Genomic DNA, 10622 nt, shown 5'->3' with positions numbered 1-10622 from the left:
GAATGTAAAGGGAAAAATGGCGGCCTTCGCTTACCCTGCGCTTACCCGAAGCGAGTGTTAGGCATGAGATCGCCTCGTAAGTCTTTGAAAAAATTGGTGCCCCCACACGGACTCGAACCGCGGACCTACTGATTACAAATCAGTTGCTCTACCAGCTGAGCTATAGGGGCACTTTTTCAACTTGGTCCTTCAGTGCAAAGCCAGATCTTTTTGTTCAGATCAAGCCACGAAAGGCTAAGTTTCAAAAGTTAGGGCGCTACCTTGAACATTTTGGTCTATGTTCGTTGGGCAACGGCCAACTGGATGAGCAGGCGTATATGGCAAAATTTTTTGGCCCGCAACCCGCTAATTTACTCAGTTTGCAACGTTGTTCATACACTCCGATTTTAACTGGAGGCAGCCAATGGAACCGTTGGCATCCTTCCGTCGTAGCTTGATCGCATCGGCTCGAAAAATATAGGCGTTCGCCAAAAAACGGATGCTTGGCTCAAAGCGCCAACACGAGGTTCGCAATTGCCGCAACGAGGATAGCTGTGAAGGTCAGGACCATCCCGATCTGGCGCAGAATCACGATCTGCGGGCTGCGGCCAAAGCCGTAGGCGTGCGACAAGCGACCGCCCAGCAGGCAGAGGCCCAACAGGTTCAGCATCAGCGCTCCGGCACCCTGAAGCTCGACCATGGTGATCAGCAGAAGGGCAAAGGGCGTGTATTCGATGAAGTTGGAGTGCGTCCGGATCACCTTGAGCATGTCCGGCTTGCCACCATCGCCATAGGAGACCTTGTCACTGCGGCGCTGGCTGATGACCAGGAAGCTCAGAACAATGTAAAGGATCGCCAGCAATGAGGCGTAGATTGGGGTGATGGACAGCATCGTGTTCCTCCTGAGTAGAAAAAGGCCGCCCGGTTCCCCGAGCGGCCCTTGTGCTTTCGAAAACTAAACTGGTTATTCCAGTTCGACCAGCAGGTCCTTTGCGTCAATTTGGCCGCCGGGCTGTACATGGACGGTAGCGACCACCGCGTCGCGTTCGGCGTGGATGCCGGTTTCCATCTTCATCGCCTCGATTGTCAGCAGGAGATCGCCTTCCTTGACTTCTTGGCCAGCGGTGACCGCAACAGTAGCCACAACACCCGGCATCGGCGCGCCGATGTGGTTGATATTTCCGACTTCGGCCTTCGGGCGGGCCTGCGTGGTGGCTGTCACAAGACGGTTGGGCACTCGAATGACGCGGGGCTGGCCGTTGAGTTCGAAGAACACTTTGACCTCGCCTTTCTCGTCGGTCTCACCGATCGCCTGACAGCGGATTTCCAGCGTCTTGCCCGGATCGATCTCAGCCGTAATCTCTTCGCCCGGCTCCATGCCGTAGAAGAAGGTACGGGTCGGCAGGGTGCGCACCGGACCATAGGTGCGGTGACGACCCATGTAGTCAAGGAACACCTTCGGATACATCAGGTAGCCGTTCAGATCCTCGTCATCGACCTCTTTGCCGTCCAGTTGCTTGGACAGGTCGGCGCGGGTGGCCTCCAGATCGACGGCGGGTACGTTCTTGCCCGGACGCTCGGTATTGGGGGCCTCATCCTTGAGGACCTTCTGAAGGATCGCAGGTGGGAAGCCGCCCGGAGGCTGCCCCAGATTGCCGCGCATCATGTCCACGACCGAGTCGGGGAAGGCCACATCTGTTGCTGGGCTTTCCACTTCTTCGCGTGTCAGGCCCTGGCTGACCATCATCAGTGCCATGTCACCGACAACCTTGGAGGACGGCGTGACCTTCACGATGTCACCGAACATCTGGTTCACATCAGCATAAGTCTGGGCGACCTCGTGCCAACGCTCTTCCAGCCCCAGTGAGCGCGCTTGCGCCTTGAGGTTGGTGAACTGACCGCCGGGCATCTCGTGCAGATACACCTCAGAGGCCGGGGCCTGCAGGCTGGATTCAAAGGCCGCGTACTGGCCACGCACAGCCTCGAAGTAATCGCTGATCTCACGGATCGACTTGATGTCCAGGCCGGTATCCCGCTCGGTATGGCGAAGCGCTTCGACCACGGTGCCCAGCGTCGCCTGAGACGTGTTGCCCGAGAAGCTGTCCATCGCGCAATCTACCGCGTCGACGCCCGCCTCGGACGCCGCCAGAATGGTGGCGCTGGCGATGCCTGCGGTGTCATGCGTGTGGAAGTGGATCGGCAGGCCGACCTCTTCCTTCAGCGCGCGGATCAGAATCTTGGCCGAGGCAGGTTTCAACAGACCTGCCATGTCTTTCAGGCCAAGAATATGCGCCCCTGCATCGCGCAGCTCTTTCGCCATGCCGACATAGTATTTCAGATCGTATTTCGAGCGATCCGGGTCCAGAATATCGCCAGTATAGCAAACAGTGCCTTCACAGATCTTGCCGCTTTCAACGACCGCATCCATCGCCACGCGCATGTTTTCAACCCAGTTGAGCGAGTCGAACACGCGGAACACATCAATCCCTTGCGAGGCCTGGCGCACGAACTCCTGCACCACATTGTCTGGGTAGTTGGTATAGCCAACGCCGTTAGCCCCGCGAAGCAGCATCTGCGTCATCAGGTTCGGCATCCCCTCGCGCAGGTCACGCAGGCGCTGCCACGGGCATTCCTGCAGGAAGCGGTAAGCGACGTCGAACGTCGCGCCGCCCCAGCATTCCACCGAGAACAGCTGCGGCAGGTTTGCGGCATAGCTGGGCGCGACCTTGATCATGTCGATCGAGCGCATCCGTGTCGCCAGCAACGACTGGTGACCATCCCGCATGGTGGTGTCGGTGATCAGTAGCTGGCGCTGGGCTTTCATCCAGTCGGCCACGGCCTGCGGGCCCTTTTGCTCCAGCAGGTTGCGGGTCCCCATCTGGGGTTCGGCTTTCTGGGCAGGAGCCTTGGCTTCTTTCAGATCGGCACGCGGCTCGGGGCGATCCTTAGTTTCGGGATGGCCGTTGACGGTGATATCCGCGATATAGGTCAGAACCTTGGTGCCCCGGTCGCGGCGCTTTTTAAAGGCGAACAGGTCCGGCGTCTCGTCGATGAACTTGGTGGTGTATTCATTCGACAGGAAGGTCGGGTGCTTTAGTAGGTTTTCCACGAAAGCGATGTTGGTAGAGACGCCGCGCACGCGGAATTCACGCAGGGCGCGATCCATCCGGGCAATCGCCTTTTCCGGTGTCGGCGCCCAAGCAGTGACCTTGGTCAGCAGCGAGTCGTAGTAGCGCGTGATTACGCCGCCCGCATAGGCGGTGCCGCCGTCCAGACGGATGCCCATACCTGTGGCCGAGCGATAGGCGGTGATGCGGCCATAGTCCGGGATGAAGTTGTTCAGCGGGTCTTCGGTGGTCACACGGGTCTGCAACGCGTGGCCGTTCAGGCGGATCTCATCCTGGTTGGCTTTGCCAGTTGCCTCGGCCAGCGTCTTACCCTCGGCGATCAGGATTTGAGCCTGCACGATGTCGATGCCGGTGACCTCTTCGGTGACCGTGTGCTCTACCTGAACGCGCGGGTTCACCTCGATGAAGTAGAACTTGCCGGTGTTCATATCCATCAGGAACTCGACGGTGCCCGCGCACTCATAGTTCACATGGGCGCAGATGCGGCGGCCCAGCTCACAAATCTCGGCGCGTTGATCTTCGGTCAGATACGGGGCAGGGGCGCGTTCAACGACCTTCTGGTTCCGGCGTTGGACCGAGCAGTCACGTTCATACAGGTGGTAGATCTCACCATGCTTGTCGCCAAGGATCTGAACCTCGACGTGACGGGCACGGGTGATCATCTTTTCCAGATAGCCTTCGCCATTGCCGAATGCGGCCTCGGCTTCGCGGCGGCCTTCCAAAACCTTCTCTTCCAGCTCATCCTCGGACAGGATCGGGCGCATGCCGCGTCCACCGCCGCCCCAGCTGGCCTTCAGCATCAATGGGTAGCCGATCTCGGCCGCCTCTTTCTTGATCGCGGCCATGTCATCGCCCAGAACTTCGGTGGCGGGAATAACCGGCACGTCGGCGGCAATGGCAACCTTGCGGGCACTGGCCTTGTCGCCGAGGGCGCGCATGGTTTCGGCCTTGGGGCCGATGAAAGTGATGCCGTTCTGAACGCAGGCATCCACGAAGTCCGGGTTCTCGGACAGCAGGCCGTAACCGGGGTGGATCGCGTCGGCCCCCGATTCCTTGGCGACGCGGATGATCTCGTCAATCGACAGATATGCCGCGACGGGGCCAAGACCTTCGCCAATGCGATAAGCTTCGTCCGCCTTGAAGCGGTGCAGGCCTAACTTGTCTTCTTCGGCAAAGACCGCAACGGTGCGTTTACCCATCTCGTTGGCTGCGCGCATCACGCGAATGGCAATCTCGCCGCGATTGGCGATCAGGATCTTCTTGAAATCGGTCATCTTGGGTCCCGGTCTTGGTGTTTCGGCCGTGTTCATAGGCGGAGAATACGCGCAGGTGTATCAGTGGTTCTGGGTATAACCGGCATGTTAACGCTCGCAAACGGCCATTGTTCGCGCGTTTCTTGTAGCGTTGCTGCGCCGCAGCATCAATCTTCGTGATGAATCGTCTTGATTTGCGTCAGCTCGGCAAGGCCCATCTGCCCCATATTTGCGAGCATATCCTGCCGTAACAGGTCAATCACATGAGCTGGCCCTTTGGAGCCAAGTGCTGCTAGCCCATACAAAAAGGCCCGTCCAAGCATGACGAAATCGGCCCCTTTGGACAAAGCGCGAAGGATGTCCAACCCGCCTTCGATGCCGCTGTCGAAGATCAGAGGCAGGCTGGTGACCCTGCGAATCTCCGGTAGAACTTCAATGCTGGCGGGGGCACCGTCAAATTGACGCCCGCCGTGGTTCGAGACCCAAAGCGCATCCACCCCGGCTTGTTCAAGCATTTCGGCATCGTCGGGGCGCATGATTCCCTTTATCACGAAGGGCCCATCCCATTGATCGCGCAACCGTTTGACGTACTCCATGTCCGGTGACGTCCGCAGCAAGTATCCGACATGGGCTGTTAGCGGCATCGATTTTGTGTTGTCGATGTACTTGTCCAACATGCGCATTTTGGGCATGCCCTGTCGCAGCATCCCAAACGCCCAAGCGGGGCGTCGCGCGACTTGGGCCAGCAATCTCGGCGTCAGCCTTGGCGGATGGGTCAGCCCTGAGCGTGTCTGACGCTCTCTGCGGGACGCGACAGGAACATCGGCCGTCAGGACCAACGTTTTAAATCCTGCCTTTCGGGCGCGGGCCAGAAAATCTGCCCGAATCTCCGGATCCCTAGGCGGGTAAAGCTGGAACCAGGCGTTTAGACCCAGGTGAGGGGCCAGATCTTCGGGGGATTGGCTGGCCACCGTTGACAATGTGTAGGGCAGAGAGGCCTGCGCAGCCGCACGCGCCAAAATGCCTTCTGCGTCCGGCCAGATCAGACCCGACATGCCGATAGGCGCGATTCCGAACGGAAGTGGGCAGTCCTGCCCCAGAAAGCGCTTGCTTGTGTCGTATTCCAGTTCACCTTTTAGAATCGCGGGGCGTAGTCGCACCGAGTCCAGTGCCGTTCGGTTTCGAAGCATGGCCGTTTCGGTCCCTGTTCCGCTTTCGGTATACTCCCAAACAAAATGCGGAAGCCGTCGTCGGGCGCGGCGCTTCAGGTCGGCGATGCCGGGATAGTTGCTGTGCAGGTCCATGGCGTTTGATCCGACCTGCACTGCGATTCGGCAAGGGGATCACGCCGCATCAGGCTTCTGTTTGAGCGATTTTGGCCCCGGACGTTCAGCCGTCGAGTCGGCAGGACCACTTGCCATGCGCACCTGATTTCGGCCGTTATCCTTGGCTGAATAGAGGGCATCATCGGCCGCTCGCATCAGGTCTTGCGGCATCGTCCCATGTGCAGGGTAATGCGCTACCCCGACCGAGATCGTAATCCGCGGCAGGGACTTGTCGCCATATCTGACCGACACCGCCTCGACTGCCTGACGCAGAGTTTCAGCCCGCGTCACGGCATCATCCGGCGTGTTGTCGGGGAGAATTAGCATGAATTCCTCGCCACCGATACGACAGGCGATTTCGTCCCTGTCGCACCCCTGTTCCAAGGCGGCGCCCACGGCGCGCAGAACCATGTCACCCGCGTCATGCCCATGCGTGTCGTTGAACTTCTTGAAATGATCCACATCCACCGCGATCAGGCTGAGCGGCGCACCGGTCTGCTGGCTGCGACTGATTTCCCGGCGGAGGCCGTCGGTCATGTGGCGTCGATTGAACAATCCTGTCAGAGGATCGCGCACGGACTGGTCATGCAATTGATCGCGCATCCGCACATTGGCAATCGCCATGCTGATCTGTTCCGCACAAAGCTGCGCCAGTTTCTTGCTGGCGTGAAAGGCCTCACACTTCCCCTCGTGCGCGCGCAGGTGCAACAGACCGACCGTTTCGCCATGAGCGAGAATCGGAAAACAGAAATAGGCCCGCCCGTCATGGGGTTCGGCATGCTCGCAGACAAAATCAATCTCCGACGCCCCGAATTCATAGGTCCGTCCGCGGCGCAGGCCCCAGCACCCCTCGGGGTGAATATGCGCCTTGTGGGTGCCGCCATTCCAGCTGGCGCATCCGTCCAGAACATCGCGCGAGTTGGAATAGACATAAACGCTGCCCTCAGCCTCGGGCAGGATATGCGTCATGAAACGTGAGACCATGTCGAACAGCTCGTCCAGCGAGCGGCTGGATTGCAGCCATTCATTCAACTCGCCTAGCAGCCGCACTTCGCGCGCGAGGCGCAGTTGGTCGTCCATCAGCTCTCGTTCTTTCTGCGCACGCACGCGCAGCACGCCCAATTGCCGACGATTATTGCGATGCACGATCAGGATCACTGCCGTCAACGCCAGCAGGACCACCGCACTGATCGCAATCAGCGACATTTGAACCCGATCAATGAACAGGTTCCTCACATCCGTGATGTCGGAATAGAACTCAATCGCGCCGAGGAATTTTCCGCTTTGAATCACAGGCGTATATATTTCGGCCACGTGGCGGGTGTTGCTGTCCAGATTCTCCAACTGGTCGGCGTTTAGCGAGTCCACCTCGGCGATGGGCTTTTCCTCATGCTTGTAGAACAGGTTGCCCATGGCCACCACGTCCTTGAAATACGGTTTGGTATTCACCGAGCCGACATCGCCGTCCCGCGTGGACCAGAAAACCTCACCCGAGGAATCGAACAGTTTGAAGCGATAGATATCCGAGGTTTCAGGCAGCAAGCTTAGAAAAGCCTCATCATGTTGGCTGAGGATATGCCGTTCGAAACTGGTCTTGACGTCAAAAAGCTGGCTTTCCACCTTCTTTTCAAGGCGTAGGGCGTGATGGCGCAGATCCGATTCCAGCATGCGGTCCACAAGAGGGGCGGGCAGTGTATATATCCCCCAACAAGCCAAAGCTGTCAGAGCGATCAGCGTTGCCGTGCTGACAAAGACCTTCAGCTTGCCCATAAGGCGTGCTTTTGCTGTCTGTTCCATACCCGCGTTCTCCCACAAAGTGCAGAGCAGCATCGGCAAGAGGTTTTGACAGAGTGTTAACTTCCTTGCATGTGGGGGTGTGAAAATGATTAAGATTTGTATGATCCCGCAGGAAAATTCACGCGAACAAGCCGTGAACAAACCCTTTTCCTTTTGGCCCATCCAGCGTAGTTTGTCGATATGAGCAGTTTTGACGAAATGGACGCCTTCGAGGGCGCATCGCTATCAGCACGGGCCATGCCAGGGCGACCTATCCCCGCGCGGTCCTTGTCTTATCTGGACGACCTCAATTCCGCGCAGCGCGAAGCTGTTGAGAAGCTAGACGGTCCGGTGCTGATGTTGGCCGGGGCCGGAACAGGCAAGACCAAGGCTCTGACCACGCGCATTGCGCATCTTCTGACCACTGCTAATGCGCGTCCGAATGAGATTCTAGCTGTGACCTTTACCAACAAGGCCGCGCGCGAGATGAAAGAGCGGGTGGGCCGTCTTCTTGGTCAGCCCGCCGAAGGGATGCCATGGTTGGGAACCTTCCACGCGATCTGCGTAAAGCTGCTGCGTCGCCACGCGGAGCTAGTCGATCTGAAGTCAAATTTCACCATTTTGGACAGTGATGATCAGCTGCGTTTGCTCAAGCAACTGGTGCAGGCTGCGAACATAGATGACAAGCGCTGGCCTGCGCGGATGCTGGCCGGAATCATCGACGACTGGAAGAACCGCGCTTTGACGCCTGACAAAGTGCCGGTCGCGGATGCCGGGGCCTATAACAACAAGGGTGTGGAGCTATACGCCCAGTACCAGACCCGCCTGCGCGAGTTGAATGCGGTGGATTTCGGTGACCTGCTGCTGCACATGGTCACGATTTTCCAAACCCATCAGGACGTGTTGGAGCAATACCAGCGCTGGTTCCGCTACATCCTCGTGGATGAGTATCAGGATACCAACGTCGCCCAGTACCTCTGGTTGCGTCTGCTGGCCGGAGGGCACAAGAACATCTGTTGCGTGGGCGATGATGACCAGTCGATCTATGGCTGGCGCGGCGCCGAGGTGGGCAACATCCTGCGGTTCGAAAAGGACTTTCCCGGCGCCTTTGTGGTGCGGTTAGAGCAGAATTACCGCTCGACGCCTCACATTCTGGCGGCTGCGTCAAATGTGATCCGTGGCAATGAAGGCCGTCTGGGCAAGGAGCTTTGGACAGCCGCGCTAGAAGGCGAAGAGGTCCGACTAATTGGCCACTGGGACGGAGAAGAGGAGGCGCGTTGGATCGGTGAGCAGATCGAAGACCTTGTTGATGGCAGTTCGCCTGTTGCTAAGCGAAGGCGAGACTCTCGATCCGATCAGATGATGAGTGAGGTAGAGCGTCTTGACGAATTGGGTGCACTACGTGGGCTTAATAGCAGAGAGCAAGTGCTTGACCAGTTAAAGGAGCACGAAAGCTACTTTGCGGAAGAAGGTTTTTGGGCAAAAAAACGCAACCAGGACCTAGTTTGGGAACTATCAATGAGGCAGCAAGAAGGGCTGTCTTTGGAAGTTCCTTTCCAAAAGTTTAACCTCGACGAGATCGCCATTCTGGTCCGCGCCTCACACCAGATGCGCGCGTTTGAGGATCGGTTTCTGACGATTGGTTTGCCTTACAAGGTGATCGGCGGCCCTCGGTTCTACGAGCGGATGGAGATTCGCGATGCCATGGCCTATTTCCGGTTGGTGGTCAGCCCTGAGGACGATCTGGCGTTCGAGCGGATCGTGAACACACCCAAACGCGGTCTTGGCGACAAGGCGCAGCAGACGATTCAGGTTGTGGCGCGTCAGAACGGGGTATCTCTGGTCGAAGGGGCGCGGATTGCGGTTGAGAACCAGTTGATCAAGGGTAAGGGTGGCAAGGCTCTGCGCGAATTGATCGACGGTTTGGCGCGGTGGAATGCGCTGACGCGGGGGCCTCGGATCGAGGTCGATGACGACTCGGTCATTGACGATGGGGTGTCGCCCATTCGCTATGGTGCGCCGGAGCACACGCATATCGAGCTGGCGCAGATCATCTTGGACGAATCCGGCTATACCGGGCACTGGCAGAACGACAAGACGCCTGAAGCGCCGGGCCGGTTGGAAAACCTCAAGGAACTGGTGAATCAGCTGGACAATTTCGAGAATCTGCAAGGGTTTTTGGAGCATGTCAGTCTGGTGATGGACAATGAACAAGAGGGCGACGGGGCGAAGGTTTCGATCATGACCTTGCACGCGGCCAAGGGGTTGGAGTTTCCTGCCGTGTTCCTGCCGGGGTGGGAGGACGGTTTGTTCCCTTCGCAACGCTCCATGGACGAATCGGGCCTCAAAGGCCTCGAGGAAGAGCGGCGTCTAGCATATGTGGGCATTACCCGCGCTGAGGAGGTCTGCACGATTTCTTTCGCAGCCAATCGACGGGTGTTCGGGCAATGGCAAAACGCGATGCCATCACGGTTCATCGACGAATTGCCTGAGGACCATGTGGAAGTTCTGACGCCTCCGGGGCTGTATGGCGGCGGGCAACCAGCCGCGACAATCGAAACCCGCGCGGCTGAGGCGAATGTCTATAACTCCCCGGGCTGGAAGCGGATGCAGGCGCGGCAGGGCCAGTATGGGATGTCCCAGCCGAAAGAAAGCCGGAATACGGTGATTGATGCCACGGCCATTGCCAGCTTCACCTTGGGTGAGCGGGTGTTTCACCAGAAATTCGGCTATGGCGCGGTTACCGGCATCGAAGGCGACAAGGTCGAGGTCGATTTCGACAAAGCAGGCGTGAAAAAGGTTGTTTCCCGTTTCCTGACCGCCAAAGACGACGTTCCGTTCTGACATTTAGAGGCCTTCGACCAGCACCAGATTGGCCGTCGCTGTCTTGCGTCTGATCTTGGCCAACTCGATATAGTCCGGGTCGTCTTTCCACGCCCGGGCCGCGGCCATGTCCGGAAACTCCATCAGCACGATGCCTTCTTCGGCCCAACTGCCTTCGACAATCTCTACGGGTTTTGAAGAAATGGTCAGCAGGCGCCCACCGTGCCGGTCAAAGATGGGCATGAAGCCTTCAAGATATTTCTGATACCCGTCCGGGTCATGAATGGAAATCTGAGCGATGAAATAGGCGGCCATGACGCACTCCTGAATAATCGTAA

6 protein-coding genes and 1 tRNA gene are annotated in these 10622 nt (G+C 58.1%); 1 reads left to right on the top strand and 6 read right to left on the bottom strand.

Annotated features, from left to right (window positions below; translation table 11 throughout):
- Positions 1 to 94 precede the first annotated feature (94 nt).
- The 5 genes from ACR0J4_RS10830 to ACR0J4_RS10810 form a co-directional block, all read right to left on the bottom strand.
- Positions 95 to 170, bottom strand: a tRNA-Thr gene (locus tag ACR0J4_RS10830).
- Between the two features lie 317 nt (positions 171 to 487).
- On the bottom strand, positions 488 to 871 hold the full coding sequence (locus tag ACR0J4_RS10825; protein WP_170554180.1) for an MAPEG family protein: 384 nt from the start codon (positions 869 to 871) through the stop codon (positions 488 to 490).
- Between the two features lie 72 nt (positions 872 to 943).
- Positions 944 to 4381 carry a pyruvate carboxylase gene (locus ACR0J4_RS10820; protein WP_170554182.1) on the bottom strand — a complete coding sequence of 1146 codons (3438 nt, stop codon included), beginning with the start codon at positions 4379 to 4381 and terminating at the stop codon, positions 944 to 946.
- Positions 4382 to 4527: 146 nt separating this feature from the next.
- On the bottom strand, positions 4528 to 5664 hold the full coding sequence (locus ACR0J4_RS10815) for an alpha-hydroxy acid oxidase (RefSeq protein WP_170643051.1): 1137 nt from the start codon (positions 5662 to 5664) through the stop codon (positions 4528 to 4530).
- 39 nt (positions 5665 to 5703) lie between these two features.
- Complete coding sequence (locus ACR0J4_RS10810; RefSeq protein ID WP_480668523.1) at positions 5704 to 7482, bottom strand: sensor domain-containing diguanylate cyclase; 1779 nt, start codon at positions 7480 to 7482, stop codon at positions 5704 to 5706.
- Positions 7483 to 7662: 180 nt separating this feature from the next.
- On the opposite strand from ACR0J4_RS10810, the gene ACR0J4_RS10805 reads away from it, so the two are divergent.
- On the top strand, positions 7663 to 10305 hold the full coding sequence (locus tag ACR0J4_RS10805; RefSeq protein WP_170643050.1) for a UvrD-helicase domain-containing protein: 2643 nt from the start codon (positions 7663 to 7665) through the stop codon (positions 10303 to 10305).
- Positions 10306 to 10308: 3 nt separating this feature from the next.
- On the opposite strand, the gene ACR0J4_RS10800 is transcribed toward ACR0J4_RS10805, so the two are convergent.
- Entirely contained in the window at positions 10309 to 10599 is a 291-nt protein-coding gene (locus tag ACR0J4_RS10800) for a DUF1330 domain-containing protein (RefSeq protein ID WP_170643049.1), read from the bottom strand.
- Positions 10600 to 10622: the final 23 nt, after the last annotated feature.

This window comes from Ruegeria sp. B10 (assembly GCF_056539825.1).
Note: the sequence above shows the minus strand (reverse complement) of the source record. Positions and strands in the feature narration are given on the sequence as shown.

Coding starts and splice junctions, on each gene's coding strand:
- ACR0J4_RS10800 (WP_170643049.1), bottom strand. CDS start 10,599: ATGGCCGCCTATTTCATCGCTCAGATTTCCATTCATGACCCGGACGGG.
- ACR0J4_RS10805 (WP_170643050.1), top strand. CDS start 7,663: ATGAGCAGTTTTGACGAAATGGACGCCTTCGAGGGCGCATCGCTATCA.
- ACR0J4_RS10825 (WP_170554180.1), bottom strand. CDS start 871: ATGCTGTCCATCACCCCAATCTACGCCTCATTGCTGGCGATCCTTTAC.
- ACR0J4_RS10820 (WP_170554182.1), bottom strand. CDS start 4,381: ATGACCGATTTCAAGAAGATCCTGATCGCCAATCGCGGCGAGATTGCC.
- ACR0J4_RS10810 (WP_480668523.1), bottom strand. CDS start 7,482: ATGGAACAGACAGCAAAAGCACGCCTTATGGGCAAGCTGAAGGTCTTT.
- ACR0J4_RS10815 (WP_170643051.1), bottom strand. CDS start 5,664: ATGGACCTGCACAGCAACTATCCCGGCATCGCCGACCTGAAGCGCCGC.